Here is a 25,797-nt window from a genome sequence, read left to right on the forward strand (position 1 = left end):
ACCTGACGAGCGGTGCCTTTACGCGCGACGATGCCATCGCACATATTGTGGCGACGATCCCCTCGTCTAGGCTTGAGGCGGATCGGATACTCCGTGATGCTGGCCGGCTGGGACTATGCAGATGGAGCGGCGGGAATTTCGAAGTCCGGGCGAAGCTGCTTGCGACAGACAAAAGCTGCGAGCCGCAAAGACGGAGCCAGGAAGCAGCCCTTGAGACGATGGTGCAGAGAGCCTAAGCGCCGCATCTAAACGACACCTCGCGGTCGTCGGCTCGGTTCGATCGGCCGTTGATCCGTCGGCCGATACCAACCTCTTGCCTCCAACGATTTGGCGTCTATCGTGCGACCGTATGGCCGCCAATGCCGATCATCTCGTTGTTGCGGCAATGGCGAACGCGCAGTCGTTACTTATTCGAACTTTGACGTTGTTGGAACAAATTGCGGCCCGATCGAGTTAAGAGGCTGAATTCGTGCAACAAACGCAACGCTCGAAAAAAGGGTTTATTCTTTAGATGCTGCAACGGGTCTCGCCAGGCCGCCGCTGGCGCTTGAAATCGGCAACAGAGCCACATCATCATCGGCTCGACGCTTTGAACAATCAATTCGCCATGTTCGCGTCAGTTTCTTCCTACAGACAATATTTGGCGGCTACGCTCGCAAGTCGATCGCAATTGGAAGCGATGCTCGCAGCCGCCCAAATCGATGCACTGGTGCCGAATTGGAACCGCATCCAAATTGTGCCGCGGCTCCTGGAGGATCTCAGCGATCTCGGAGGCGATGACCCGGCATGGGTCGAAACGACCGGAACGGTGATCGACAGCTCCACTGTCATCGGTACGCTATACGTATTGGAAGGTTCTGGTCTGGGGGCCGCCATTCTACTCAAGCGGGCGATCAAGCTCGGCATGTCTGCCACCTTCGGTGCGCGCCATCTCGCGCAGCAGGCCGCCAACCTGTCATCGTGGCGGGAGATGCTTCACCTCATCGAGACGACACCGATCGACGACGAAGATCGCTGCGAACGAGCGGCAATTGCGGCCTTTGATGTTTTCGAAACCAATTATCGGAAAGTATTTGGCAATGTCCCATGACATCTCCGTCGATCAGACTGCATGTGATCGCGAGCCGATCCATATTCCCGGATCGATCCAACCGCACGGGCTTCTTTTCGTCGTCGAGAGAGAGACCGGCACAGTCATCGCCGGAGCCGGCGCGATCGAGGCCTTTTTCGGCAAGGACTGGATGAGGCGCTCAATTTGTGACCTATTGGCTTTTGACCTGCTTGAAAGGGCGCAACAAGCGCCGCGTGCGAGCGAAATCATTCTTGGAAAGCAAGAGATAGCCGGCAAGGTTCACGATATCCTCGGTCATATCACCGATGACTTGATCCTGGTCGAGCTTGAGCCCGCACCAATTTCGCAGCTGACACCGGAGCAGTCACTATCCAATCTCGACGCAATCGCCCAGAAGTTCGAAGCATCGCCCGACATGGCGAGCCTTTTTCAAAACGCGGCGGTGGCCTTTCGCGAGCTGACAGGTTTCGATCGGGTGATGATCTATCAGTTCACGGAGGATGCCTCGGGCGTCGTCATTGCCGAAGATCGTAATGCGGCCTTTCCACCGTTCCTGCATCATCACTTTCCCGCAAGCGACATTCCGAAACAGGCCCGCGCGCTCTATCTGCGCAATCGCGTTCGTGCCATCCCTGATTCCACCTATACAGCCGCTCCTCTTCGTTTCGCGGACGGCATCCCGTGGACGATCGATCTTAGCGATGTGGCGCTCAGAAGCGTTTCGCCCGTTCACCTGCAATATCTTCGCAACATGGGAGTGGCTGCGAGCGCATCCGTCTCAATCATCAAGGATGGAGTTCTCTGGGGTCTGATCGCTTGCCATAATTCTGCGCCGCTGCGGATGCCGTTTGCAATACGATCGGCCGCGATGGCCTTGGCAGGCAGCCTTGCCAGGCAAATTAAAGCGAAGGATGAAGCGGAAAACGCGCGCGAGCGCCTGAGGCTCAGGGCGCATGAGGACCGGTTGATCGATAACCTCCGATTGAATGCTCCGTTGCAGGAGGTGCTGACGAGCGCGGCGTCGAATTTGCGGCAGATGATGTTGGCCGACGGGTTTGCTGCTGTAAGCGGGGAGGCGCTTTTTGCTCATTCCGGGCCGGTTCCCCACCTCGACGATCTGCGCTCCCTCATCGGATTTGTTTTGCCGAAAATGAGGGATGGGATGTACCACTCGCATCAAGTCGGCCGATTGCCGGAACTGCCGCCACATCTGATCGCGGTTGCAAGCGGCCTGGCGGTAATTAAGCTCCCACTTGAGGAAGATCTGTTTCTCGTCTGGCTGCGGGCGGAACAGGTGCAGATCGTGGAGTGGGCGGGTAATCCGCACAAGGACGCGTCACGGGCTGCGACAACGCCGCTGACGCCACGGGCCTCGTTCGAAGCCTGGTCGGAAGAGGTCCGCGGTATCGCAAAGATCTGGAACAACAATAAGATCGATGCCATGAACAGGGTCGGTCGCGCCATCTATGAAAGCCATCAGCGTCAGCGCATCGCTCGGCTCAATCGCGAATTGGAGAAGACGCTCGCACAGAAAGATGAGTTGCTCGAGCAGAAGGATTTTCTGATGCGCGAGATCAATCATCGCGTCCAAAACAGCCTGCAGCTTGTCTCGACCTTTCTCAAGATGCAGGTCCGAGAAACGGACGATCCGTCGATTGTCCAGCACTTGACGGATGCCCGTGCGCGCATTGCGGCCGTCGCGCTTGTTCACAGGCGCCTCTATTCGGACAATTACGTCGGAACCGTCGATCTTGCTCGCTACCTGAGTGAACTTTCCCACGAGCTTTTTCTGTCAATGGGAGAGGAGTGGCGCAGCCATCACCGGCACGATTTCGCACCCGTGCTGATGGACGCCGACCGTGCGATCAATCTCGGCCTCATCTTTTCGGAACTGATCACGAACGCAAACAAATATGCCTATGGGGGCGCTCCCGGTCCAACAAGCGCTGTTCTTGACCACCACCTAAACGCCGTCCGCCTGACTGTGGCCGACAGTGGCGGTGGCAGGACGCGCATGGCAACAGGATTTGGAAGCAAGATGCTGAACGCGATTATCGGTGGTCTCGGCGGTGAAATGGAAGAAACCGACAACAATCCGGGGCTGAAGACCATTGTCACCGTGCCCATCCAGTTCACCCCTCGTAAAGAGAGTTTGGACGGATGACCTCAAGAGAGTGTACAGGCGGAGGAGCCGGACAGAGAATATCGGAGCGCGAAACGCTACCCAACATGATGGGAAAATAGGCGCCGCATTTGCGGCGCCCCTTGTATCAAACGGTAGATCTGTCTGTCACTTCCCCCAGCGACCTTCATACTTGAACTCGGGGGCTTCCTTGAGCTGCTCTTTCGTGGCGGGCATCGACGCCGACCACTTCTTGTCGCTTTCGTTATATGTCACCTTGATGGCAGTCGGGGAAACGATGACATAGTGCTCGCCGATACCGAGGAACCCTCCTACGGAGACGATGTAGCCGGCAAGTTGGCCGCCCGAAATGATAAGATCCTTGATCTCGCCGACATTCTCCTTGTCGCCGTTTTGAATATTCAGGCCAATGAGATTGTAACTCAGAACATCGGTGGGTTTGGCGGTCAGGAACACGTCGGCAATAGTTGTTGTCGCCGTGGCACTCTGAGCGCTTGCGGTCGTTGCAAGCATAGCGGATGCAGCCAAGGCAAGAAGAAGGCGACGCATATATATTCTCCTAAATATCGGATTATGTTAGCTTATTTAACATTGATATAATGAACCGGAGACCGAAAGGTTCCCTCGCTGGCATGCATTTTGCAGACATCGCCGCAATGGCCGTTCAGGTAGGGAAAAGCGCCACGCACGATCGAAGGCGACATGATGCTCGTAAAATCATGGGCAAAGATTTGATTTGGACAAGGACTGCAGCGAGCCTCTTGATAGCTCGAAATTGGCGACTGCCCGCTAATGATGCTTGAAATACTGAACCTCACGCTCATGCTTTTCGGCCGCTTCGCGCGAGTTGAAAGTTCCAAGATTCTTGCGCTTGTTTGTCTTCGGGTCGACCTTGCGGGAGTAAAGGCGATATTCGCCTGATTTCAGTTTACGGATCATTTTCGCTTTCTCCTGCCAGCAGGGAGCCGGCATATGAAAACACGCTTGGCGCCCGAGGGAGAGGCTGACAGAGCAGCCCCACCTCATTAGGTCAGTACAGCCGACCGGCCGCCAAACGCCGCGGGAATGGTTCCCATATTATCGTCTCATGACATTCATGATCAGAGACACGACGAAGAAGATTAGAAAGATAAAGAACAGAACCTGGGCAATCGATGCGGACGCACCTGCAATACCGCCAAAGCCGAGGGCACCCGCGACGAGGGCGACGACCAGGAACACAAGGGCATAGTAAAGCATCTTTTTCTCCATCCGTTGCTATTGCTGTATGCACAACGGAACGGACGGTGCTTTGTTCCGCCTGTCGACACTGGCTATGCGGGGAACATCGCTCGCCGTGCGTGCGCCAGTGCATCGCCGCTATCGGGCGGCGGCGGTTCGGCGGCATCCAGATATAATTTCGCCGGCGCGGTCAGCACGAACCAAAGACTGGCGCCGAAGAGAAAAAATCTCGCGGATCGATCGTCCGCGTAAACGCAGAATGGAAGAACGGCTGACGTGAACAAGACGGTCAGCCGTATCGCCCATTCGGCATCGCGCTTGTGCGCGGCCTGCGCGGCCAAGCCACGATAGGATCTCATATCGTAGTTTCGGCTTCCTTCCCCGAAAATTAGCAGGCGAATAGACGGAAATGCCAGCATCATCAGGGTGCCGACAGCGAAACCATAGACGGGACCCTCAAGAAAGAGCCGGGCGGCTGCCGCCAATGCCAGGATGACAGAGACGTGCCATAGCGGCGCGAGCTTGCGGGGAGAATGCCCCGTCTGCCCATGCCAAAACCACATGGCCCTCGATCCGAGGAGTAGCAGCGGTCGATCGACAAAGCGATTGAGGAAATCCATGATGCGCCCTTCCGAGAATGGCGCAAGGTAACAGCAGAGAAATTCGGCGTCAGCATGGCGGCCGCCCCGTAGGTCCATTCGAACGCTGCGGATTTCGTCACCTGCGATCCCCGTCATGGTCACCATAGCGGTGCAAGATGATTCCTCGCCGCCTCGGGATAGGCTTTTCGATGGGATGCGAAAGAGACCAGGAAAACACCAGGTTTATCGGACCTCCATGTCTTTCGTCAGATCGCGAAAAGACGGAGTGCGCTGTTTGGCCGCCATGAGCAGATCAAGTTCGATAGAGGACGGGCCGAAGCGGACAAAAAGGTCTTCCGCCATCCTCTCGTCCAGCCTGTATTTTTTCCGGAAATCCGCCAGAGAATAGGCGGCACCTCGTAGAAGTCGTCGCCGCTCGAAAGGACGCTGTGTTTCCATTGATCAATCTCCTCATTGTTCCGCTCAGCTAAAGCGATCTGGTAGCGTAAAGTTCCATCGCAGTCGAAATACAACCGAAAGACACGCAAGCCCCGAACCGATCCCACATCCAAGCTCCTGCAGTTGCATTCTTTTTGCTACTTATGACTTTCGGGAACAAACGGGCATGTCGTGCGCTTCGTTCGCACCGCGACTGACAAAATGTCCAAGTCCCGGCGCCTGCTGGGAGGCAGTCATGAGCGGCTATCAGATGGATGACAAAAGCGCTGTCGTGGAATCGTCGAAGCCACGACTACTGGAAATTCTCGGGCCGGGCCTGGTGACCGGCGCCTCGGACGATGACCCGAGCGGAATAGCAACCTATTCGCAGGCCGGGGCACAATTCGGCTACACTGCCAGTTGGACTTTGATATTGACCTATCCGCTGATGGTCGCCGTGCAGGTGATCAGCGCGCGGATCGGACGGACCACTGGCAGGGGATTGGCCGGCAGCATGGCAAAATGCTATCCGGGCTGGGTTGGCGTGGCTGTTACGGTTCCCCTGCTGATTGCCAATGTCATCAACCTTGGCGCCGACCTCGGCGCAATGGGCGACGCGGCAAAGCTGCTGATGAGCGGTTACGCGCTCCTCTATGTCGCGGCATTCGGTTTCATTTGCGTCATTTTGCAGATGCTTCTCAAATACAAGCGCTATGTGGCTGTCTTGAAGTGGCTGAGCCTTGCATTGCTTTCCTACATTGCAACATTGTTCGTCGTTCATATCGACTGGTCCAATTTTGCGCGTGGGCTGCTGCTGCCGACATTCAGGCTTGACGCGAATTACTGGTCGATGATCGTTGCAATCTTCGGGACGACTATCAGCCCCTATCTGTTTTTCTGGCAGGCCTCCCAGGAGGCTGAAGACCTGAAGGAAAAGCCTCGCGAGGAGGCATTGATAGAGCACCCTCAGGAAGCAAGGAAAGCGAACACGCGCATCACGCTTGATACCCTGATTGGCATGGCAGCCTCCAATGTCGTTGCACTCGCCATTATCACGACGACTGCCGCCACTCTCAACAAGGCAGGGAAAACCGATATTGAGAGCTCCGTCGATGCGGCCAAGGCGATCGAACCGCTTGCCGGGCATTTCGCCAAAATCATCTTCGCAACGGGCATCATCGGAACAGGTCTTTTGGCCGTGCCGGTTCTTGCTGGTTCGGCGGCCTATGCCGTTGGCGAGGCGGCACGATGGAAAGTCGGGCTGTCACGTGAACCGAGCGAAGCAAAGGCCTTCTACGCGACCCTCGGTCTGGCGACCGTCGTCGGCATGCTGTTGAACTTTACGCCAATCCCACCGATGAAGGCATTGTTCTGGAGCGCAGTGATCAACGGCGTGGTTGCTGTTCCCGTCATGGTGATCTTGATGCTGATCGCCTCCAATCAAAAGGTCATGAAGCAGTTTGTTATCGGCGGTGGGTTGAAGGCGCTTGGCTGGGCGTCCTGTCTAGCCATGCTTCTGGCGGTTGTCGGCATGGCGGTGACCGCGTTCTTGTAAGGAGCAGCCAGGATCGAAAACGTCCGGCTTGGCAAAGATTGGTACTCCTCTGGAACAGAAGGGTTCGACAGGGATTACTATCCGAAGGAGAATTCGATGGCCGAGGAAGACAAGATTGTAGAGGTGACCGTAATCACGGATGAGGGAGATCGGGTTCCCGTCGGTATCATGAATGCAAAACAGGCTGCGTCGCTACCCGACGAAATGGACGTCAATGTTTGTGATCCGAACCGGGAAGCGGTTGCGACCAGTGGCACTGCCGATCCGCAGAAGCAACAGCTCGAAAGGCGTCATGTCGTTCGTGCTGACGGACGTGAGCAATTCTCACGTTTCCCGGCGCCGACAAAAGAAGGGCCAGCGGCACGCGTTACAGAGGCAAGGATCGCTGCGCGCGAGGTCTTGGACGAGCTAGTGGCTTTGGCAAACGAGGCGGGCTGGGGAACCCGGGAAATCATCTCCGCTATTATCGGTGCAGCACAAGAGGTGATGGACGCCAATGAGCGTGATCCTGATCCGGCAGACGATCCCATCACGCCAGACCCTTTGCCGAAGAAGTCGGCGCGAGGAGATGAAAGCTTGCAGCCAAGAACCCGATGAACCCCTGGTGGATTTTGCGGCCGATGGAAATCAAGAACCTGAATGGAATTGCATACCCCATAGCTCTTGTCGTCGATGACGAACCCCTTATCCGGATGGACACGGCGGACATCATTTCGGAGGCCGGGTATCATGTCATCGAAGCGGCTTCGGCCGACGAAGCGCTAAAGTTCATCGAAGACTACGGCGCGCTGGCGCTGCTCTTCACTGACGTGAATACCGGAGGCGACATTGACGGGTTCGAGCTCGCCCGCACAGTCACCGAACGCTGGCCCGAGACCCAGATCGTCGTTGCGTCGGGTGAACGGCTCCCCAGAGACGAAGACATGCCGAGGAATGCGCGCTTCATTCGCAAACCGTTCGCCGCGCACGCGGTACTGGAGGCGTTGCAGGAACAAAGGAAACAAACGATGAAAGTTCGAAAATTCAGCTTCACCGACGCGAATCTCGTTCGATCTCCGGGACAGGATGGCGACATATATGTTGGAAATCTGGTGGATGAGCGGCATGGGGGCCCGATCACCATCGGGTACGGTCGCTACGCACCTGATCAGACGTTGACCGAAACAATGGCCGTCGATGACGTCATGATTGTCCTGGAGGGGCAGCTTGCCGTGTCGACGGGCGCCGGGACCGTGACAGCGGGGCCGGGCGATATCGTCTACATGCCCAAGGGTGAGGCGGTGACCATTTCGACGAACGGGGAAGGGGCACTCACCGCCTATGTAACCTATCCGCATTGGGCCGTAGCCCACGACTAGGCCGCACGGCGCCGCTCTTGCGACCAAAAGCGGCTTGGAGGCACGCACATCGGTCGTAGACGGGAGGGGTAACAGGCAGGGTCGGGCCGCGAGGCCGAGCTTTGGCCGTTTGCAACGATCAGACGACAACGACCTTTTATTCTATCAGCGCATCGACTTCGGCGATGGCTGCGGACGTTTGCTTGGTTTCGGTCTAGGGCCGCATCGAGCCTGTATTGAAAACATGACACTGATTGCCGATGTCGATACGATCATCTCTTGATCGCCGGCTTTGTGACTGCACTTTGGTCAAGGACGTGGTCTCGGAAGCTAGAGACAGAAGCGAGATTGACTAAATTGAGTTTCGGGCTTCCTTCCGAGAGTTCGCAACGTAAACGTTGATGCGCCTCGTCAATGCCGATGGCCGGTCGATCCAAAGTGGATAAGCTTTCGAATCGCAAGCCGCGCAGATTGATCTGCTGAATGGCAAATTAAACCATGGCACTGAGTAAACAGGGGCCGTCCTGGTGGGTGATGTAGGGCTCGAACCTACGACCCGCTGATTAAGAGTCAGCTGCTCTACCAACTGAGCTAATCACCCGCACTGCGACGTTTGCGTCTGTCGTCGGCGTATAAACAGGAGAAGCGCCATTGTCTAGGCCGGAACTTGCAGATTTCTGGCCATCTCATCGATGGAATGCGGGAAGCCTTATTTGTCCGGGCGTGTCTTCAGGCCCGCAACAATATGTTGAGCTAGTCTGTCGTAATCGCCACCAAAATGATGGCCACCGGGCATGCCGATCACCTTTACTCCCGTGCGCAGCAGGGCTGGGCAGGCATTATCGTGGTCATCATCTTTGCCGTAAACGCATTGGACTATCCCCGGGCTGATTGACCTGACATCATTGACCGGATTGCCACCCTTGCCTTCGGTTTGAAACCCAAGCCAGCCCTTAAGGGAGATCACATAGTCGACCTTGTGCGACAGGGACAAGAGTGAAATTGCCCTGACTTTCGCCTTCTGCTTTGGGCTCAGCCTATTGTAGCTCGCCGGCATCACATCTGCGCCAAAGGAGTAGCCGACAAGAAGAACATGGTGCACCTTCAGCCGCTTGGTATAGTAGTCGATGATGCGGCCGAGATCTCCGGCCGTCTTCCGGGCGGTCCGCCCGGACCAGAAATAGCGGAGCGAATCTAGCCCTACGACCGGAATACCCGCGTTCCGCAAAGCGCTGCCGACCTCCTCATCGAGATCTTGCCATCCACCATCGCCCGAATAGAGGATGGCGAGCGTATCCTGGGTAGGTTTGCCGTTGATGACGTGGACCGGAAGATCTGGCGGCACGGCTTCGCGAGGCAGTCGCTTGGCTGCTGTCCCGTCTTGTTGCGCATTTGCGGGCCCGCCCACGATCGCAAGCATGGCAATCAAAACGGCTGCATACTTCAGGATCATCTGTAGAGGGCCTCGTTAAATGTAACCTCTCTATATCGCTAGACGCTTGCGGAAAATATGGCCCTCCTGATATCGGCCGATGTCGCGCCGTCATCGGCTGCGCGCTACATCGCCAATCCAATGCGCATCCTGGAAAACACATCTATCTGACATTGCTGTTGCTTTTGCGGAGATGCGACCGTTCACATCCCTCAAGAGCAAATCATACTTTCAGGAGCCAATGCTACGCCCCCTCGATGCGAGCCAGGACGCGTTTCAGAGCCGCGGCCAGGGCTTCACGACCGCCTTTCGTCTCGAAATCCGATAGAACTTGTTCGTTCAGACCGCCAATCGTCGCGAATTCCGTGCTGAGTGCCGCGAAAGAGGTCACGTCAGGCCGGAGCGCCCGTTGTGCAAGGCTTGCAAAAAGTGGTGCGATATAGGCTTGGCCCTTTGCCCTGTCGAGCCCATGAGCCGCCAGCCAATCCGTCGTCGTCTCCATAATGCCGAAATAGGTCGACATCATCGCGCTGGCTGCGGCGAGCAGATCATATTCTCTTTTGGAGCCGCATTGGACAGCAGTCCCGAGTGCATCGAAGAGCGCGGCGACCTCAGTGTCAGGGGGGTAGAGGGCGGTTACGCCCTGCCGATCTGCGACGAATGGCAATGGGATGGCCTGGACGATCTTGACATCGGCTGCGATCCAGTTCCGCAATCTGCGGTGCTCTGTCGCTGCGATGACGCTGATGACCAACTGACCATCCTTGAACACAAGTCCACTCACGACCTCTTCGGCGATTTGCGGCCTTATGGCCAACACGAGGGCGTCGCTTCGGTTGACGACGTCCTGGTTGTCGGATGCGACAAAAACGGCTTCGAACTCAGCGTCAAGTCTAGCGGCAATCTCCGCGTTGCGCGGTGAAACGTAGATCTCGGAGACATAGGCTGGCGCGGTCAATAGACCGCGTACCATCGCTTCGGTAATCGCGCCTGTTCCGACAAAGCCAATGCGTTTTATGGTCACGATCTACTCCGCAGCTCGCAATGGGCCGAGCGCGACGTCGGTCGTATAGTTCTCGCGCATGAAATTGATGAAGTTGTCTTGAAACTGACGGGTGTGAGCATGCGCAAGCTCGTCGGCGAGGTCGACGTTCTTGTCGCGGATGGCTTCGAGCATGTAACTGTGCTCATCCGTCAGAAGATAGCCTTCGTGGGTCCTTTCGAGATATTCGAAATGCAGATGAAGCATGCGCTGGCCCTGTGACAGCAGCCTTTCGTAAAACGAGGCCAAATACTGGTTCTTGCCCGCATAGGCGATCGCCATATGGAATTCCTTGTTCGCCTCCGACATCGCAAGATGGTTTCCCGTCTTCACCGCGGCTTCGAAAGACTTCTGCCGTTTGGCGATGAGCTTCAAGTCGGTCTCCGTCCTCAACGCCGCCGCGAGACGCGTGTTCATGCGCTGGGCAATGTCGAGCGCTTCGACATATTTCGGAAAGGTCGCCACCTCGATCGGTGCGACGATGGTGCTGCGGTTGGAAAGCGTCACCACGAGCTCGTCCGCGCCCAGGCGGATCAGCGCCTCCCGCACCGGTGATCGCGACATGTCGAAACGTTCGGCCAGGCTCATCTCGTCGAGGAGCTGGCCAGGTGGCAGGGTCAGGGCAAGGATCTCGTTGCGCAGCGTTTCATAGACGCTTTTCCATCCGGTTCCCCGGACCCGTTTCACTTCGGAGTCGTCAGACACTTAAGTCCCTTTCATTCGTAGCCGCGGTATTGGGCCAGAAAAACCACACGTCGGCAATGTAATTTTTCTTCTTGACTTTGTCGACACGCTGTTGACATTAATTGCTCAGTCGACACGCAGCCGACAACAAAAACGACAAGAACGGCTCAAGCCGACGAGTGGAACCGCGCTTCGCGCACAGCAAAAGAGGAATGCCGATGCTTTCGAAGATGATGACGTCCGCCTTGCGGGCGCTGCCTGCGCTCGCCCTGTTGGGAGGTCTTTCAACCACAGCAGCTCACGCTCAAACCGCAGAGGGATACTGGCAGGGCGTCCAGAAAGCCGGCGTCTTGAAGTGCGGTGCGGCCGTTGCTCCGCCCTATGTGATGCGCGATCCCGCAACCGGTGAGTATTCCGGTTTCTTCGCCGATCTCTGCAAGGAATTTGCCGACGTCCTTAAGGTGAAGCCCGAATTCGTCGACACCACCTGGGACAATATCGTTGCCGGGCTGCAGGCCGGAAAGTGGGACATGTCTCTCGCCCTGAACCGGACCCCGGTTCGCGCCATGGCCGTTCGCTTTTCGGTTCCGGCGATGGAATACCAGATCTCGCTTGCCTATAACAAAAACAATCCGAAGATCCCCGCCGGCGCCTCGTCCGTGGCGGATCTCGACAAGTCCGGCCTTACAATGGCGGTCATGTCCGGGACAGTTCAGGACAAGGCGATCTCAGCTGCGGTGAAGACCGCGACGATCATGCGCCTTCCGGGGAACGATGAAACCCGGCTGGCGGTCGTCTCCAAGCGGGCCGACGTGCTGGTCGATGCTTCCGACACCAACCAGCTGTTCACCCAGTCAAATCCGGACTGGGCAGTTGCGATGAACCCGAAGCCGGCGCTGGCCAAACAGGGGGTCGCATTTGGTCTCCCACACCAGCTTTCGGACGCCGATGTCGAGGTTGTGAACATCTTCCTGGAAGAGAAGGTAGCCACCGGACATGTCGACGAGCTCATTCGCAAGGCCGTCGATGAAGTCCTCAAGGCCGCCAAGTAATCTCGCCGGGCCGGCGCGATCCGTGCCGGCCTCTTCCAACCTCGATCATCCGAGAGTGGCCATGACTATGTCCTTCAGCCTTCCCCTCGTGAAAATGCAAGGCCTGCACAAAAGCTACGGGCCAATCCAGGTGCTCAAAGGCATCGACATTGAAATGAAGCCCGGCGAGCGCGTCGTCGTCATCGGCCCAAGTGGCGGTGGGAAAAGCACGCTGCTCCGAGTGATGATGGGCCTGGAAAAGATCGATAGCGGTTCGATCAGCTTCGATGGGAAGCCGTACATCTCGTCTGCGGCTATTGATAGCAAGACGGTGATCGATACCAATGTTCGCCGTTCGATCGGCATGGTGTTTCAGCACTACACGCTGTTCCCCCACCTGAACGTGCTCCAGAACCTCGTGCTTGCGCCTTGCAAGGTTCGCGGTGAGCCGAGGTCAAAGGCGGAGGGGCGGGCTCAGGCGCTGCTGGAGCGGTTCGGCCTCGCCGCCAAGGCGAAGGCCTATCCGGCGCAGCTTTCCGGCGGCCAGAAACAGCGCGTCGCGATAGCTCGTGCCCTTATGCTCGATCCCAAGCTCATGCTTTTCGATGAGGTGACGTCGGCTCTGGATCCCGAGCTGGTGAGCGAGGTCGAACAGGTCATCCTGCAGCTTGCGGCCCAGAACATGCCGATGATGATCGTGACGCACGATATGTGGTTCGCCAAGAACATTGCATCGCGTGTGATCTTCTGTGCCGGGGGCGTGGTTGTCGAGGACGGTCCGCCGGAGCAGGTCCTTGGTTCCCCGCGGGAGGAACGGACGAAGGAATTCATCGACCGCGTCTTCCATATCAAGCAGTAGGGAGGCGAAGGATGAGCTATTTGTTCGACTTCAATGCGGTCTCGATCGCTCCGCTGCTGAAGGGGCTTTGGGTTTCGCTGGAGCTGACGGCGGCGGCCAACATCATCGGCATTGTCTTCGGTTTCGGTCTGGCGCTTCTGATCATGAGCCCGTTCAGGGTCATCCGATTGCCCTGCATGCTCTTTGTCGAGTTCTTTCGCTGCACGCCGGCGATCATCCAGATCGTCTGGATTTTCTACTGCGTACCGATGCTCTTCAACGTCTTCCTCGACCCGATCACGATGGGAGTGCTGGCGCTCGGCTTGAATCTGATGGCGTTCAATGCCGAAGCCTATCGCGCATCCATTCAGGCGGTGCCGCGCGAGCAGATCGACGCGGGGATCGCTCTTGGCCTCAATCCCTTGCAGCGCATCCTCTACATCGTTTTTCCAACGGCGTTTCGCGCATCCATACCGGTGCTTCTGACCAATGGCATCGTGATCTTCCAGCAGAGCGCGCTCGTTGCCATCGTTGCGATCCAGGATCTGATGTACCAGGGCAAATCCCTGGCCACGGAAACCTATCGTCCCATCGAGACCTTCACGGTGGTGGCCTTGATCTACTTCGCGGTCTCGTTCCCCGTAACCCAGATCGTCGGCCTGCTCGAGCGGCGCCGCCAACTTCTCGTCAGCTAGGAGCATCGAAATGGCACTCGATTTTTCGGTCCTCCTCAAATTCGAACATGCGCTTCTGCTCGGGCTCTGGATGACCATCAAACTGACGGTGATCTGCATCGTTCTCGGCTGCTCTCTGGGGTTCCTTACCGGTCTTGCCCGGACATCGCGCAGCATTGCCCTTCGTGCGATCGCGGGCATTTATGTCGAGTTCTTCAGGGGCACCCCGGTCCTTATTCAGCTATTCTGGATATTCTTCTGCCTTCCGCTCCTCCTCGGCGTCGAGCTTTCCAATCTGACCTCCGGGGTGATCGCACTGACGCTCTACATGGGCGCCATCACCAGCGAGACGTTCCGTGCAAGCCTGAGATCGATCGGTCCGGAGCAGCTGGACGCCTGCGTCGCTCTCGGATTGCCGCGGAACGTTCAGGTCATCAGCGTCGTGCTTCCGCAGGCGGTGCTCCGCGCGATCCCGACGCTTTTGTCGAACTGCGTGAGCCTGTTCAAAGAGAGTGCGCTGGTTTCGGCCGTCGGCATGGCGGACCTGATGTTCGTTGGTCAAAACATCTCCAACAATACGGCCAGGCCAGTAGAAGTCCTCACCGTCGTTGCTCTGATCTACTTCGTGATCGCCTTCCCGCTGACGCGCGCAGTCTCGGTCGTCGAGGGCCGAATACTCAAGAAACTCGCCATCTAAACGCATCTGCTTCAAATACAGGAGACTCCCATGAAACTGTCCGGCGTTATGCCTGCGCTCATCACCCCCTTCGACACGAATGGCAAGGTCGATTTCAAAGCCTTCGAACGCCATCTGACCGCTTTGCGTGCGGCAGGCGTAACCGGTTGGGTGCCGATGGGATCGACCGGAGAATATTCCGCGCTGTCGAATGCGGAGCGGGACGATGTCCTGAGATTCGTCAAGGATTTTGCCAGGGAAGGCGAGGCCCTGATTGCCGGCACGAACGCGCCCGCGACACGTGAGGTGATCGAGAACACGTTGCGTGCCAAGGAGATCGGCTATGACACGGTTCTGCTCGCGACGCCGTTTTACACGCGTCCGACGCAGGACGAGCTGCTCGCCCATTTCCGCACCGTGCTCGATGAGACGAATATCAATCTCATTCTCTATAGCTATCCCTACAAGGACGGCGTCGAGATTGGTTTCGATATACTGGATGCGCTTGCCGACGATCCGCGTGTTCTGGGTATCAAGGAGAGTTCGGGGTCGCTCCAACGGGCAATTGACATCCACTCCCGTTACAATGGTCGCATCGATCTGATCTCGGGATCCGACGACATCGCACTCGACTTCATGTTCTGGGGTGCCGACGCCTGGATCTGCGGGCCGGCCAATTGCATGGCCAAAGCCTGCGTCGATCTGGATCGAACGTTCCGATCGGGAGATCTGACGAAGGCACGTGAAAAGATGATCGTGCTCTATCGTGCCATGAACATCCTGGAGAGCGGCAAGTTTGTGCAGAAGGTCAAGTATGGCTGTGAGCTGCAGGGCCTGCCGGTTGGCAATTGCCGTGCGCCGCTCCGAGAGCTGACCACCGACGAAAAGGCCGAATTCAGGGCCGCCATGCAGCCGATCTTGAATTGGTGAGCCGACTTCTGTCGAGGCGCAGTAGCGCCTCGACCACCCATCTTTCATTTCGAGGAAGTGAAGTGCCTTCAATCGTTGTCGTCGGCGCCGGTATCATCGGAACCGCCATTGCCCATGAACTACAACGCCGTGGCCAATCCGTGGTGCTTGTCGACAGAAGCGCTCCGGGCGAAGGCGCGTCCTATGGCAATATGGCGAGCATCGCTATCACCGAGTTCATGCCCGCCTCGCGTCCCGGCGTCTGGGCGCAGATGCCAAAATGGCTTATCGACCTCGAAGGGCCAGTGCGCTTGCGCCCCTCCTATATGCCGCGGCTTGCGCCGTGGTTTCTGCGCTTTCTCGCAGCAAGCCGTCCATCGCGGCTGAGAGCGCTGGAAAAGGCCGGTGCGGTGCTATGCGCGCGCGTTCACGACGATCTCGAGGCGCTCCTGAAGGAGACAGGCCTTCAGGATATGCTGAGCGCCGAGGGTTGTCTCAGCGTCTATTCCGATGAGGCGGAATTCCAAGCGGACCGGGATCATATCAGGATCCTTGATCGCTTCGGTTTTCGATATGAGATTCTCGCCGGCAATTCGGCCCGCGATCTCGAGCCTGCATTGACGACGAAGATCGGCAAGGCCGTGCTTTTTCCCGACAATCGCTCGATCTCGGACCCGCACAAACTCGTCGTCGCGTTGTCCGAGCGGTTTCAGGCGCTTGGCGGACACATAGAGAAGGGCGAGGTCGTCGGCTTCGAACATGGTGACGGCGGTGTCACGGCAATTCGGTTGAAGGACGGGCGACGCATGGAGGTGGGCGGTGTAGTGCTGGCGGCGGGAGCCTATACCGCACGTCTGTCATCCATGTTGAAGGAGCCGATCCCGCTCGAGACCGAGCGCGGCTATCACACGCAAATCATGGCTCCCGGCATTTCCATGCGCCATTCGATGATATGGCCGGCGCGGGCATTCATGGTTACGCCGACCGCCGGCGGCATTCGCGTTGGCGGGACGGTCGAAATGGCCGGTCTCGAAGCCGCGCCGGACTATCGGCGAGCCAAGGTGCTGGTGAAGCGGGCGAGGGAGGCACTCCCCGAGTTGAAGGTGGAACAGACAAGCGAATGGATGGGGCATCGTCCGGCGCTCCCCGACACCGTGCCGGTCATGGGGCCGTCGGCGAGACGCGCAAACGTCTGGTACGCAACCGGACACGGCCATCTCGGCTTGACCTATGGCGCGACCACGGCCCGCCTCATGGCCGATCTCATCACGGGGGTGAACCCTCCCGTGGACATGAAGCCTTATCGCGTCGACCGATTTTAAGACGATTGCGACTTACGAGAACAAGGGAATGAAGATGCGCAGAGAACTGTATATCGATGGAAAATGGTTGCGCCCGATCAAGGGCGGGACCTGCCCGGTCATCAATCCTGCGACCGAAGAGGTTATCGGAACCATCGCTGCGGCGACCGAAGAGGATGTCGATATCGCCGTTAAGGCAGCGCGCCGGGCGTTCGATAGGGACGGTTGGCCGAAGCTTTCGGGACCGCAGCGAGCGACGTATTTGCGTGCGATCGCCGATGGCATTCGGGCGCGCCAGGCGGAGATCGCCCGCCTTGAAGTCCTCGACAACGGCAAGCCCTTCCCGGAGGCCGATTGGGACATTGCCGATGCCGCGGGATGTTTCGACTTCTATGCCGGTCTTGCCGAGCAGCTTGACCATCATCCGGAAGAGACGATCCCTCTTGCCGACGACCGCTTCACGTCCAAAGCGGTGCGGGAGCCCATCGGCGTGGCCGGTGCGATCATCCCGTGGAACTATCCGTTGTTGATGGCAGCCTGGAAGGTCGCTCCTGCTCTAGCGGCAGGATGCACCGTTGTTCTGAAGCCTGCGGAACTGACGTCGCTCACGGCGCTGGAACTTGCCGCCATTGCCGATGAGGTCGGGCTGCCGGCCGGTGTCCTGAACATCGTGACCGGCGCCGGATCGGTCGCTGGCCAGGCGATCATCGATCACAAGGGCGTCGACAAGCTGGCGTTTACGGGCTCCGGGCCTGTCGGATCCAGGATCATGGCGGCAGCCGCTCGCGACATCAAGCGGGTGAGCCTCGAGCTCGGCGGCAAATCGCCCTTCGTCGTATTCGACGACGCCGACATCGAGGAGGCGGTCGAATGGATCATGTTCGGTATCTTCTGGAACCAGGGTCAGGTGTGCTCGGCGACCTCCAGGGTTCTCGTGCAAGAAGCCATCTACGAGCGGCTGCTTGGACGTCTTGTGGACGAGACGAACAAGATCAAGATCGGCAACGGTCTGGACGAAGGCGTTCTGCTCGGCCCGCTGGTCTCAAAGCGCCAGTACGAACAGGTAACGGCTGCAATCGAAGCCGCGCGGCAGGCGGGAGCAACGGTTGTCTGCGGCGGAACCCGCCCGGAGGGCTTCGATAGAGGATACTATCTTCGTCCGACCATATTGACCGATGTTCCTCTTAACAGCGATGCCTGGGTCGAGGAAATTTTCGGTCCGGTTGTCTGTATCAGGCCGTTCAAGACGGAAGAAGAGGCCGTCGAGCTCGCCAACGAGTCCCGCTTCGGCCTTGCCGCCGCTGTCATGTCCAAGGACGAAGTCCGGGCTGAGCGCGTGGCTGCCGCCTTCAGAGCCGGGATCGTCTGGATCAATTGTTCACAGCCGACTTTTACCGAAGCGCCGTGGGGCGGCTACAAGGAATCGGGCATTGGCCGGGAGCTGGGTCGCTGGGGCCTCGACAACTATCTCGAGACGAAACAGATCACCAAATATGTCGGCAAGAGTTCCTGGGGATGGTACATCAAGCAGGAGGCAGCCGAATGAACTGGGATCGCACGCTCGACCTCATGCAGGTTCATTGCCAAGGCGAGATCGGCAAGGTCATTGTCGCCGGCGCCCCGGAAATTCCCGGCGCGACCATGCTGGACAAGATGAACCACATCAATGCCGTCGATGACAGTCTGCGTCGCTTCGTAACGTTCGAACCACGCGCCAATGTCGCAATGTCGGTGAACCTCCTGGTCGCGCCCACACGGACCGATGCCGATGCCGGCTTCATTGTCCTTCAGGCGGATCGAGCGCATCCCATGTCCGGGAGCAATTGCATCTGCGTCGTCACGGCCTTGCTCGAGAGCGGGCGCATTGCCATGCACGAACCGGAGACCATAGTTCGTCTCGACACGCCGGCGGGTCTGGTGGTCGCGCGGGCTACCTGCCGCAATGGAAGATGCATCTCGGTCAGTCTGGACAATGTCCCGAGCTTCGCGGAGATGCTGGACAAGGAAATCGAAACGCCGAAATGGGGGCGCATCAAAACGGACATCGCCTTTGGCGGCGTCTATTATGCACTGATCGACGTCGATCAGATTGGTCTTGATATCACCCCCTCGAATGCGCGTGTCCTTGCCGAAGCCGGTATCGAGCTTCGGGCGCAGCTCGCCGAGCAGATCGAGGTTGCCCATCCCATCCTGACGGGAGTGAGTGATGTCGCTTATGTGATGTTCCGTGCGCGTGAGGCAGATGGCGCTGTGAGAACCTGCACGACATTGCAGCCTGGTCGTGTCGACCGATCGCCCTGCGGCACCGGCAGTTCGGCAAATCTGGCCACCCTATATGCGCGGGGGGAGGTGAGGGTCGGGGACAGCAGGACATCGCGTTCGCTCATCGGCGGCGAGTTCCATGCCGAGGCGATCGGGGAAACCGAGATTGCCGGCCGAAAGGCGGTGCTGCCCCGCATTACCGGAAGCGGCTACGTCTATGGGCGCGAACAGCTTCGGTATGAGGCCGATGATCCCTTTCTCAAGGGTTTTGCACTCTCCGATACCTGGGGTCCGCAAGTGAAACTTTTGAGGTAGGAGGCATCATGTCCAGAACCGGCAAATCCATTGAAGGCATGACGGTGCTGGTCACCGGAGCCTCGCGTGGCATTGGGGCGGCAATCGCCGATCGCCTCGCTGCCGAGGGCGCGCAGGTGCTCATTCATTTCGGGCGAGATCGGCAGTCGGCTGAGGCTCTCCTGACGAGGATCGGTGGCAAAGGCGCCGTTCTTCAGGCTGACCTGTCGAGTGCTGAAGGTCCATTCGAGCTTTGGAAGCGGGCAGAGGCGGCGGTCGGCCGGATCGATGCTCTGGTCAACAATGCCGGCATCCGCACGGAAATCTCCGTCGATGCCGATCCGGCAGATTGGAAGGCCGCATGGCAGAGGGAGTTTCAAGTGAACCTCTTTGCGGCCGCGGATCTGTGCAAGGAGGCTATCCTTCATTTCAAGGCCAAAGGCGGCGGCCGCATCATCAACATAGCGAGCCGCGCCGGCCAACGCGGTTATGCGGCGGACGCCATGCCCTATGGTGCAAGCAAGGGCGCACTCGTCAACTTGACGAAGTCGATTGCCAGAAGTTTTGGCCCGGACGGGATCACAGCGATCGCCGTAGCGCCGGGTTGGGTTCGCACCGACATGGCCGACGATTTCGTCGCCAAGCACGGCAAGCTGGCCGCGGTTGCCGATATCCCCATCGGTGAGATGGCCGAGCCGGAGGAGATAGGGGAACTCGTCGCCTTTCTGCTTCGACCGTCCCAGGCGTCGCTGAACGGGGCGACGCTCGACGTCAATGGTGGCAGCTATATTCGTTAGGGAGCAGGGAAAATGAAGAGATTCGTCGAGAAGGTTGCTGTGGTGACCGGTGGTGGTGGTGGCATCGGATCGGCGATTTCCAGCCGGTTGGCGGACGAGGGGGCACTGGTGATCGTCACCGACGCCAACGCGCCAGCGGCGGCGGAAGTTGCGGCAAACATCGAAGCAAGAGGAGGGCGAGCTGTTGCGATTGCCGCCGATATTTCCAGGAAGGAGCAATGCGCCGAGTTGATCGAGAGGGCATTCGGCCTTGAGGGTCGGCTTGACGTTCTGGTGAACAATGCCGGCATCAACCGGCGTGGAAATCTGCTCTCGCTCACCGACGAGGATTGGGACATCAGCTTCGCCGTCAATCTCGACTCGATGTTTCATCTTTGCCGTGCGGTCATCCCGCATATGATCAAGGCCGGTGGCGGCGCCATCGTCAACACCGCTTCGCAATGGGGCCTTTATCCGGCACCCAACCATATCGCCTACAACACCACCAAGGCTGCGGTGGCGGCCTTCACCCAGAATCTCGCTCGCGACTACGCGCCCGACAAAGTCCGCGTCAACGCTGTTTGCCCCGGAGAGATCCACACGCCGATGCTGGAGGCGGGCGTCAAGAGATCCGGGAAAACGATCACCGATCTCGACAGACTTGTTCCGTTCGGTCGAATAGGTCGTCCCGAGGAGGTCGCTGCACTCGTCGCATTCCTGGCCTCGGATGAGGCGGCATTCATGTGTGGCTCGCTGGTCGAAATCACCGGCGCGCAGGCGGTCGCCTAGTCGCGTTAACGGCGCCACGGGCGGCTCCGGCTGTTTTTGCTGCACTGCGTCGTCGAATGTCGGTTTACAAAAGTATTACTATATGATGTTTTGACCATGGGCCTTGGAGATGGCCCTTGGGAGGACATCATGAAATTGAAGACTGCACTGATCAGTGCCACGATTCTTGCTGCCTGCATGTTCACATCGGCATCGGCAAAAAATCTGGTCGTCGGTTTCTCGCAAATCGGTTCGGAATCCGGTTGGCGTGCGGCCGAAACCACCTTGACCAAGCAGGAGGCCAAGAAGCGCGGCATCGATCTGAAGTTCGCAGACGCGCAGCAGAAGCAGGAAAATCAGATCAAGGCGATCCGTTCGTTCATCGCCCAGGGCGTTGACGCAATCCTGCTCGCACCGGTCGTGGAGACCGGCTGGGACGCCGTTCTGAAGGAAGCCAAGGAAGCCAAGATCCCCGTCATCCTGCTCGATCGCACGATCAACGCGCCGAAGGATCTCTATCTGACAGCCGTCACGTCCGATCAGATCCACGAAGGCAAGGTTGCCGGCGACTGGCTGGTGAAGGCAGTGGGCGACAAGAAGTGCAATATTGTCGAATTGCAGGGTACGACCGGTTCTTCGCCGGCCATCGCCCGCAAGAAGGGCTTTGAAGAAGCGCTCAAGGGCCACGACAACCTGAAGATCGTCCGCAGTCAGACCGGCGACTTCACCCGCGCCAAGGGCAAGGAAGTCATGGAAAGCTTCCTGAAGGCCGAGAATGGCGGCAAGAACATCTGTGCGCTCTATGCCCATAATGACGACATGGCCGTCGGCGCCATCCAGGCGATCAAGGAAGCCGGCTTGAAGCCGGGCAAGGACATTCTGACCGTATCGGTCGATTCCGTTCCGGATCTCTTCAAGGCCATGGCCGCCGGCGAGGCGAATGCAACCGTCGAACTGACCCCCAATATGGCCGGTCCAGCCTTCGATGCGCTCGATGCCTATCTGAAGACCAAGAAGGAGCCACCGAAGTGGATCCAGACGGAATCCAAGCTCTACACCCAGGCGGATGATCCGCAGAAGGTCTACGAGCAAAAGAAGGACCTCGGCTACTGAGACGAAAGGGTGATCGCGGCGGATCGGCCTCGCCGCCGGTGCGATCCCCATGAAAGATGCCGGCGCTTCGATGGAAGCGCCGGCTATCGCTTTCTCCCACAGGCTCAATGCAGGGACATCAGTGCTTCATGGCTCACGACGTCGAGCGACTTCTGCTAGCAACAGGCATTTGTAAATATTTCCCCGGCTCGACCGCTCTCGATCATGTCGATTTCACATTGTTGCGCGGCGAAGTTCACGCGCTCCTTGGCGAAAATGGTGCCGGAAAATCGACCTTGATAAAGTGCATGACCGGCGCCTATCGGCGTGATGCCGGCTCGCTTGTTCTCGAAGGGGCCGAGATCGACCCGCATGACACATTGGCGGCACAAAAGCTCGGGATCGGGACCGTCTACCAGGAGGTCAATCTTCTGCCCAATCTGAGCGTGGCGGAAAACCTCTTCCTGGGGCGCCAGCCTCGGCGGTTCGGCATGGTCAGCAGCCGTGTCATGAACAGCAAGGCCCGAGAACTTCTGGCGCAATATGGTGTGGATATCGATGTCACCCGTCAGCTCGATCGCTTCTCAGTTGCGATCCAGCAGGTGATCGCGATCGCTCGAGCCGTCGATCTCTCCGGCAAAGTTCTGATCCTTGACGAGCCCACCGCAAGTCTCGACACGCACGAAGTCGAAATGTTGTTCGGCATCGTCAGGCGACTGAAGCAGCGTGGGTTGGGAATTGTTTTCATTACGCATTTTCTCGAGCAGGTTTATGAAATCTGCGACCGTATCACTGTTCTGCGTAATGGGCGTCTGGTCGGAACACGCGAGGCGGAGGATCTTCCACGACAGACCCTGATCGCCATGATGCTCGGCCGCGAACTCGCGCAGACCGAAAGCGCGATCAAGCAGACCGAGACGGAAAATGGCCCGGTAAAGTATCGCTTCACTAACTTTGGCAAGCGCGGCAAGATCAAGCCTTTCGATATGGAGGTGCGCGTCGGCGAGGTGGTCGGCATAGCCGGTCTGCTCGGATCGGGGCGAACCGAAACCGCCGAGGTGCTTTTCGGCGTCGAGCGCGCCGATAGCGGTGAAGCGAGAATCGAAGACAAAGCGGTGACGTTTCCCAATCCGCGCGCCGCCATCAAGAATGGCTTCGGCTTCTGTCCGGAAGACCGCAAGACCGATGGCATCATCGGTGATCTTTCCATTCGCGAGAACATCATCATGGCATTGCAGGCGCGGCGGGGCTGGGCAAGACCTCTGGCCCGCAGCGAGCAAAACGCGATTGCCGACCATTACATCAAACTATTGGATATACGCACGACCGATCGCGAAAAGCCCATCAGGCTTCTTTCCGGCGGTAACCAGCAGAAAGCGATTCTCGCGCGTTGGCTGGCGACCAATCCGCGCTTTCTTATTCTCGACGAGCCGACCCGCGGCATCGATGTCGGCGCCCATGCGGAAATCATTCGCCTGATCGAAGATCTCTGCCGACAGGGAATGTCTCTTGTGGTGATTTCGTCTGAACTTGAAGAACTCGTCGCCTATAGTTCCCGCGTCATCGTCCTTCGGGATCGTGAGCACATTGCCGAGCTGACTGGAAGCGACGTGACCGCTGGAAACATCGTCGAGGCCATTGCCACGGCTGAGAAGACGAGGGAGGACGCATGAGTCCGCAAATCAAAGCTTCCCTGCTTCGCCTAATGCCGCAGTTGATTGCGCTTGCGGCTATTCTGCTCCTGAACTTCATCATGTTTCCGCAGTTCTTCCATCTGGAAATTCAAAATGGAAGACTCTACGGAAGCTTGATCGACGTGCTCCGACGCGGGGCGCCTGTGGCGCTTCTATCCATCGGCATGACCTTGGTCATCGCCACGAAAGGGATCGATCTTTCCGTCGGTGCGGTCATTGCGATCTGTGGTGCCATAGCCGCATCTTCGAGCGTTGCCGGCTATTCGCTTGCCTATACCCTGTTGTTGACAATCGGTATCGGCCTGGCGTGCGGACTATGGAACGGCCTGCTCGTCGCAGCCCTCGATATCCAGCCGATCATCGCGACGCTGGTATTGATGGTTGCCGGCCGCGGCATCGCGCAATTGATCACCGAAGGTACGATCCTCACTTTCAACAATGACGCGCTCACCTTTCTTGGCAGTGGCTCCTTCGCGGCACTGCCCATGCCGGTGGTGATCTGGCTGATTGCGGCGTTTGTTGTCATCCTCCTCGTTCGCCGCACGGCTCTTGGCATGCTCGTCGAGGCCATCGGCATTAATCGGCGGGCAAGCACGCTGTCCGGCATTCGGACCCCGGTACTGCTGATGGCTGTTTATGCATTGAGCGGCCTTTGCGCTTCGATCGCCGGCATCATCGTGACCGCCGATATCAAGGGCGCGGACGCCAACAATGCCGGTTTGTGGCTTGAGCTCGATGCCATCCTCGCCGTGGTCGTTGGCGGCAATTCGCTGCTGGGCGGGCGCTTCAGCATTGTCGGCTCGCTGATCGGTGCGATGATCATTCAATCGGTCAACACAGGCATCCTGCTTTCGGGCTTTCCACCGGAGTTCAACCTGGTCATCAAGGCGATCATCGTCATCATCATTCTGGTCATCCAGTCGCCTGCCATGCAATCCGCGACCGCGTTTTTCTGGCGGCGCCGCGGCGAGGGGCAGATGGTGCAAAAGGAGCAGGCAAAGTGAATTCGAAATATCTTCCGCTCCTTGCGACGATCCTCATCTTCATTTTGGCCTATGCCGGCTGCGTGACGCAGTATCCGAACATGCTATCGACCAGGGTCGTCGGCAACTTGTTGACTGATAATGCCTTTCTAGGAATTGCAGCCGTCGGCATGACATTCGTGATCATCTCGGGCGGCATCGATCTGTCGATCGGCTCGATCATTGCTTTTACGGGGATTTTTTTGGCGGTCATCCTTCGCGACACGACGGTTCATCCCCTGGTCGCTTTCGTTCTCGTCCTTGTCATCACTACGATTTTCGGTGCCGGCATGGGCGCGATCATCCATTACCTCAGCATGCCGCCCTTCATCGTCACGCTGGCCGGAATGTTTCTGGCGCGCGGCATTGCCTTCGTACTGTCGATCGACAGCATTCCGATCGAGCATGACTTCTATACGCAGCTCAACGATCTCTATTGGCTGATGCCCGGCGGCGGCCGGCTGACATTGATTGGCGGCATCATGCTTCTGGTCTTTGCAGGCGGCATTGTTCTGGCACATCGGACGCGCTTCGGTGCGAATGTCTATGCGCTGGGCGGTGGCGCGCAGACGGCACAGCTCATGGGAGTGCCCGTCGGCCTAACGACGATCCAGATCTACGCCTTGTCCGGCTTTCTCGCCGGACTGTCCGGAATTGTTTTTTCCGTCTATACATCCGCAGGATACTCGCTTGCCACCGTCGGCGTCGAGCTTGATGCCATCGCTGCCGTGGTCATAGGCGGAACCTTGCTTACGGGAGGAGCGGGGTTCGTCGGAGGCACACTTGTCGGCATTCTGATACAGGGCCTTATTCAAACCTACATTACCTTCGATGGAACGCTTTCCAGTTGGTGGACGAAAATAGTGATCGGCTTCTTGTTGTTTGCCTTCATCGTGATGCAGAAAGGCCTCCTGCTGCTCTCCCGCCTCAACCGGCAATATGTCTGAGGGAAGGG

The 25,797-nt window shown here is 58.1% G+C and carries 27 protein-coding genes, 1 tRNA gene and 1 pseudogene; 20 read left to right on the plus strand and 9 right to left on the minus strand.

All coding sequences use genetic code 11. The features are described 5' to 3' along the window. Nucleotides 1-511 precede the first annotated feature (511 nt). Nucleotides 512-1,090, plus strand: a complete 579-nt coding sequence (locus tag ACIQJ2_RS28540; RefSeq protein ID WP_400672262.1) for a biliverdin-producing heme oxygenase — start codon at nt 512-514, stop codon at nt 1,088-1,090. After that, the gene (locus tag ACIQJ2_RS28545; RefSeq protein ID WP_400672264.1) at nt 1,080-3,236 is read left to right on the plus strand and encodes a histidine kinase dimerization/phosphoacceptor domain -containing protein; all 2,157 of its coding nucleotides are present in this window, start codon (nt 1,080-1,082) and stop codon (nt 3,234-3,236) included. The genes ACIQJ2_RS28540 and ACIQJ2_RS28545 overlap by 11 nt, the downstream gene beginning before the upstream one ends. A 126-nt stretch (nt 3,237-3,362) precedes the next feature. On the opposite strand, the gene ACIQJ2_RS28550 is transcribed toward ACIQJ2_RS28545, so the two are convergent. From ACIQJ2_RS28550 to ACIQJ2_RS28570, 5 genes are all read right to left on the minus strand, one after another. Continuing rightward, nucleotides 3,363-3,764: a PRC-barrel domain-containing protein gene (locus tag ACIQJ2_RS28550; protein WP_199143331.1), complete on the minus strand. Its 402-nt coding sequence runs from the start codon at nt 3,762-3,764 to the stop codon at nt 3,363-3,365. A 240-nt stretch (nt 3,765-4,004) separates the two neighbouring features. Further along, nucleotides 4,005-4,154, minus strand: coding sequence for a hypothetical protein (locus ACIQJ2_RS28555; protein WP_199143333.1), 150 nt, complete (start codon nt 4,152-4,154; stop codon nt 4,005-4,007). A gap of 138 nt (nt 4,155-4,292) precedes the next feature. Next, nucleotides 4,293-4,454, minus strand: a complete 162-nt coding sequence (locus tag ACIQJ2_RS28560) for a DUF1328 domain-containing protein (RefSeq protein WP_199143335.1) — start codon at nt 4,452-4,454, stop codon at nt 4,293-4,295. A 74-nt stretch (nt 4,455-4,528) separates the two neighbouring features. Beyond that, entirely contained in the window at nt 4,529-5,056 is a 528-nt protein-coding gene (locus tag ACIQJ2_RS28565) for a hypothetical protein (protein ID WP_400672267.1), read from the minus strand. A gap of 204 nt (nt 5,057-5,260) precedes the next feature. After that, nucleotides 5,261-5,476, minus strand: a complete 216-nt coding sequence (locus tag ACIQJ2_RS28570; RefSeq protein ID WP_199143337.1) for a hypothetical protein — start codon at nt 5,474-5,476, stop codon at nt 5,261-5,263. Between the two features lie 235 nt (nt 5,477-5,711). On the opposite strand from ACIQJ2_RS28570, the gene ACIQJ2_RS28575 reads away from it, so the two are divergent. From ACIQJ2_RS28575 to ACIQJ2_RS28590, 4 genes and pseudogenes are all read left to right on the plus strand, one after another. Then, nucleotides 5,712-7,010, plus strand: a complete 1,299-nt coding sequence (locus ACIQJ2_RS28575; RefSeq protein WP_246761636.1) for a divalent metal cation transporter — start codon at nt 5,712-5,714, stop codon at nt 7,008-7,010. 96 nt (nt 7,011-7,106) lie between these two features. After that, nucleotides 7,107-7,607 carry a hypothetical protein gene (locus tag ACIQJ2_RS28580; protein ID WP_199143579.1) on the plus strand — a complete coding sequence of 167 codons (501 nt, stop codon included), beginning with the start codon at nt 7,107-7,109 and terminating at the stop codon, nt 7,605-7,607. 95 nt (nt 7,608-7,702) lie between these two features. Continuing rightward, nucleotides 7,703-7,936, plus strand: a pseudogene (locus ACIQJ2_RS28585) (response regulator); the annotation flags it as partial. A gap of 81 nt (nt 7,937-8,017) precedes the next feature. After that, nucleotides 8,018-8,368, plus strand: a complete 351-nt coding sequence (locus tag ACIQJ2_RS28590; RefSeq protein ID WP_400672659.1) for an ethanolamine utilization protein — start codon at nt 8,018-8,020, stop codon at nt 8,366-8,368. Between the two features lie 504 nt (nt 8,369-8,872). On the opposite strand, the gene ACIQJ2_RS28595 is transcribed toward ACIQJ2_RS28590, so the two are convergent. The 4 genes from ACIQJ2_RS28595 to ACIQJ2_RS28610 form a co-directional block, all read right to left on the minus strand. Continuing rightward, a tRNA-Lys gene (locus ACIQJ2_RS28595) sits at nt 8,873-8,948 on the minus strand. Between the two features lie 108 nt (nt 8,949-9,056). Next, nucleotides 9,057-9,800, minus strand: coding sequence for an AcvB/VirJ family lysyl-phosphatidylglycerol hydrolase (locus ACIQJ2_RS28600; protein WP_400672271.1), 744 nt, complete (start codon nt 9,798-9,800; stop codon nt 9,057-9,059). Between the two features lie 223 nt (nt 9,801-10,023). Next, the gene (locus ACIQJ2_RS28605) at nt 10,024-10,803 is read right to left on the minus strand and encodes a pyrroline-5-carboxylate reductase (RefSeq protein WP_400672273.1); all 780 of its coding nucleotides are present in this window, start codon (nt 10,801-10,803) and stop codon (nt 10,024-10,026) included. 3 nt (nt 10,804-10,806) lie between these two features. Next, on the minus strand, nt 10,807-11,526 hold the full coding sequence (locus ACIQJ2_RS28610; protein WP_400672275.1) for a GntR family transcriptional regulator: 720 nt from the start codon (nt 11,524-11,526) through the stop codon (nt 10,807-10,809). Between the two features lie 197 nt (nt 11,527-11,723). On the opposite strand from ACIQJ2_RS28610, the gene ACIQJ2_RS28615 reads away from it, so the two are divergent. The 14 genes from ACIQJ2_RS28615 to yjfF all read left to right on the plus strand — a co-directional run bounded on the left by ACIQJ2_RS28615 (nt 11,724) and on the right by yjfF (nt 25,789). Then, nucleotides 11,724-12,557 carry a substrate-binding periplasmic protein gene (locus ACIQJ2_RS28615; protein WP_400672278.1) on the plus strand — a complete coding sequence of 278 codons (834 nt, stop codon included), beginning with the start codon at nt 11,724-11,726 and terminating at the stop codon, nt 12,555-12,557. Between the two features lie 61 nt (nt 12,558-12,618). Then, nucleotides 12,619-13,395 carry an amino acid ABC transporter ATP-binding protein gene (locus ACIQJ2_RS28620; protein ID WP_199143347.1) on the plus strand — a complete coding sequence of 259 codons (777 nt, stop codon included), beginning with the start codon at nt 12,619-12,621 and terminating at the stop codon, nt 13,393-13,395. 11 nt (nt 13,396-13,406) lie between these two features. Beyond that, on the plus strand, nt 13,407-14,069 hold the full coding sequence (locus ACIQJ2_RS28625) for an amino acid ABC transporter permease (RefSeq protein WP_400672281.1): 663 nt from the start codon (nt 13,407-13,409) through the stop codon (nt 14,067-14,069). Between the two features lie 10 nt (nt 14,070-14,079). Continuing rightward, a complete protein-coding gene (locus tag ACIQJ2_RS28630; RefSeq protein ID WP_199143351.1) occupies nt 14,080-14,745 on the plus strand; it encodes an amino acid ABC transporter permease in 666 nt (221 codons plus the stop codon). Between the two features lie 30 nt (nt 14,746-14,775). Next, a complete protein-coding gene (gene dapA / locus ACIQJ2_RS28635; protein WP_400672284.1) occupies nt 14,776-15,654 on the plus strand; it encodes a 4-hydroxy-tetrahydrodipicolinate synthase in 879 nt (292 codons plus the stop codon). 62 nt (nt 15,655-15,716) lie between these two features. Next, nucleotides 15,717-16,955, plus strand: a complete 1,239-nt coding sequence (locus ACIQJ2_RS28640; protein ID WP_400672287.1) for an NAD(P)/FAD-dependent oxidoreductase — start codon at nt 15,717-15,719, stop codon at nt 16,953-16,955. A gap of 34 nt (nt 16,956-16,989) precedes the next feature. Further along, the gene (locus tag ACIQJ2_RS28645; RefSeq protein ID WP_400672289.1) at nt 16,990-18,480 is read left to right on the plus strand and encodes an aldehyde dehydrogenase family protein; all 1,491 of its coding nucleotides are present in this window, start codon (nt 16,990-16,992) and stop codon (nt 18,478-18,480) included. After that, complete coding sequence (locus ACIQJ2_RS28650; RefSeq protein ID WP_199143359.1) at nt 18,477-19,511, plus strand: proline racemase family protein; 1,035 nt, start codon at nt 18,477-18,479, stop codon at nt 19,509-19,511. Before ACIQJ2_RS28645 ends, ACIQJ2_RS28650 begins: the two co-directional genes overlap by 4 nt. Before the next feature lie 8 nt (nt 19,512-19,519). Continuing rightward, nucleotides 19,520-20,287, plus strand: coding sequence for an SDR family NAD(P)-dependent oxidoreductase (locus ACIQJ2_RS28655; protein ID WP_400672291.1), 768 nt, complete (start codon nt 19,520-19,522; stop codon nt 20,285-20,287). A 12-nt stretch (nt 20,288-20,299) separates the two neighbouring features. Further along, a complete protein-coding gene (locus tag ACIQJ2_RS28660; RefSeq protein ID WP_400672293.1) occupies nt 20,300-21,055 on the plus strand; it encodes an SDR family NAD(P)-dependent oxidoreductase in 756 nt (251 codons plus the stop codon). A gap of 129 nt (nt 21,056-21,184) precedes the next feature. Next, nucleotides 21,185-22,147, plus strand: coding sequence for a galactofuranose ABC transporter, galactofuranose-binding protein YtfQ (ytfQ, locus tag ACIQJ2_RS28665; RefSeq protein ID WP_400672295.1), 963 nt, complete (start codon nt 21,185-21,187; stop codon nt 22,145-22,147). Between the two features lie 128 nt (nt 22,148-22,275). Continuing rightward, on the plus strand, nt 22,276-23,799 hold the full coding sequence (gene ytfR, locus ACIQJ2_RS28670) for a galactofuranose ABC transporter, ATP-binding protein YtfR (protein WP_400672297.1): 1,524 nt from the start codon (nt 22,276-22,278) through the stop codon (nt 23,797-23,799). Beyond that, entirely contained in the window at nt 23,796-24,824 is a 1,029-nt protein-coding gene (locus ACIQJ2_RS28675) for an ABC transporter permease (RefSeq protein ID WP_400672300.1), read from the plus strand. Before ytfR ends, ACIQJ2_RS28675 begins: the two co-directional genes overlap by 4 nt. After that, nucleotides 24,821-25,789, plus strand: a complete 969-nt coding sequence (gene yjfF / locus ACIQJ2_RS28680) for a galactofuranose ABC transporter, permease protein YjfF (protein WP_400672302.1) — start codon at nt 24,821-24,823, stop codon at nt 25,787-25,789. The genes ACIQJ2_RS28675 and yjfF overlap by 4 nt, the downstream gene beginning before the upstream one ends. Nucleotides 25,790-25,797 lie beyond the last annotated feature (8 nt).

This window comes from Rhizobium sp. NPDC092011, from assembly GCF_044756305.1.
Lineage (GTDB): Bacteria > Pseudomonadota > Alphaproteobacteria > Rhizobiales > Rhizobiaceae > Rhizobium.

What these genes read in the sequence shown, in the direction of transcription:
- ACIQJ2_RS28630 (WP_199143351.1), top strand. Translation starts at nt 14,080, where the DNA reads ATGGCACTCGATTTTTCGGTCCTCCTCAAATTCGAACATGCGCTTCTG.
- ACIQJ2_RS28565 (WP_400672267.1), bottom strand. Translation starts at nt 5,056, where the DNA reads ATGGATTTCCTCAATCGCTTTGTCGATCGACCGCTGCTACTCCTCGGA.
- ACIQJ2_RS28580 (WP_199143579.1), top strand. Translation starts at nt 7,107, where the DNA reads ATGGCCGAGGAAGACAAGATTGTAGAGGTGACCGTAATCACGGATGAG.
- ACIQJ2_RS28545 (WP_400672264.1), top strand. Translation starts at nt 1,080, where the DNA reads ATGTCCCATGACATCTCCGTCGATCAGACTGCATGTGATCGCGAGCCG.
- ACIQJ2_RS28560 (WP_199143335.1), bottom strand. Translation starts at nt 4,454, where the DNA reads ATGCTTTACTATGCCCTTGTGTTCCTGGTCGTCGCCCTCGTCGCGGGT.
- ACIQJ2_RS28660 (WP_400672293.1), top strand. Translation starts at nt 20,300, where the DNA reads ATGAAGAGATTCGTCGAGAAGGTTGCTGTGGTGACCGGTGGTGGTGGT.
- ACIQJ2_RS28600 (WP_400672271.1), bottom strand. Translation starts at nt 9,800, where the DNA reads ATGATCCTGAAGTATGCAGCCGTTTTGATTGCCATGCTTGCGATCGTG.
- ACIQJ2_RS28590 (WP_400672659.1), top strand. Translation starts at nt 8,018, where the DNA reads ATGAAAGTTCGAAAATTCAGCTTCACCGACGCGAATCTCGTTCGATCT.
- ACIQJ2_RS28570 (WP_199143337.1), bottom strand. Translation starts at nt 5,476, where the DNA reads ATGGAAACACAGCGTCCTTTCGAGCGGCGACGACTTCTACGAGGTGCC.
- ACIQJ2_RS28575 (WP_246761636.1), top strand. Translation starts at nt 5,712, where the DNA reads ATGAGCGGCTATCAGATGGATGACAAAAGCGCTGTCGTGGAATCGTCG.
- ytfQ (WP_400672295.1), top strand. Translation starts at nt 21,185, where the DNA reads ATGAAATTGAAGACTGCACTGATCAGTGCCACGATTCTTGCTGCCTGC.
- ACIQJ2_RS28555 (WP_199143333.1), bottom strand. Translation starts at nt 4,154, where the DNA reads ATGATCCGTAAACTGAAATCAGGCGAATATCGCCTTTACTCCCGCAAG.
- ACIQJ2_RS28620 (WP_199143347.1), top strand. Translation starts at nt 12,619, where the DNA reads ATGACTATGTCCTTCAGCCTTCCCCTCGTGAAAATGCAAGGCCTGCAC.
- ACIQJ2_RS28615 (WP_400672278.1), top strand. Translation starts at nt 11,724, where the DNA reads ATGCTTTCGAAGATGATGACGTCCGCCTTGCGGGCGCTGCCTGCGCTC.
- ACIQJ2_RS28675 (WP_400672300.1), top strand. Translation starts at nt 23,796, where the DNA reads ATGAGTCCGCAAATCAAAGCTTCCCTGCTTCGCCTAATGCCGCAGTTG.
- ACIQJ2_RS28540 (WP_400672262.1), top strand. Translation starts at nt 512, where the DNA reads ATGCTGCAACGGGTCTCGCCAGGCCGCCGCTGGCGCTTGAAATCGGCA.
- ACIQJ2_RS28650 (WP_199143359.1), top strand. Translation starts at nt 18,477, where the DNA reads ATGAACTGGGATCGCACGCTCGACCTCATGCAGGTTCATTGCCAAGGC.
- ACIQJ2_RS28625 (WP_400672281.1), top strand. Translation starts at nt 13,407, where the DNA reads ATGAGCTATTTGTTCGACTTCAATGCGGTCTCGATCGCTCCGCTGCTG.
- ACIQJ2_RS28645 (WP_400672289.1), top strand. Translation starts at nt 16,990, where the DNA reads ATGCGCAGAGAACTGTATATCGATGGAAAATGGTTGCGCCCGATCAAG.
- dapA (WP_400672284.1), top strand. Translation starts at nt 14,776, where the DNA reads ATGAAACTGTCCGGCGTTATGCCTGCGCTCATCACCCCCTTCGACACG.
- ACIQJ2_RS28550 (WP_199143331.1), bottom strand. Translation starts at nt 3,764, where the DNA reads ATGCGTCGCCTTCTTCTTGCCTTGGCTGCATCCGCTATGCTTGCAACG.
- ACIQJ2_RS28655 (WP_400672291.1), top strand. Translation starts at nt 19,520, where the DNA reads ATGTCCAGAACCGGCAAATCCATTGAAGGCATGACGGTGCTGGTCACC.
- ytfR (WP_400672297.1), top strand. Translation starts at nt 22,276, where the DNA reads ATGGCTCACGACGTCGAGCGACTTCTGCTAGCAACAGGCATTTGTAAA.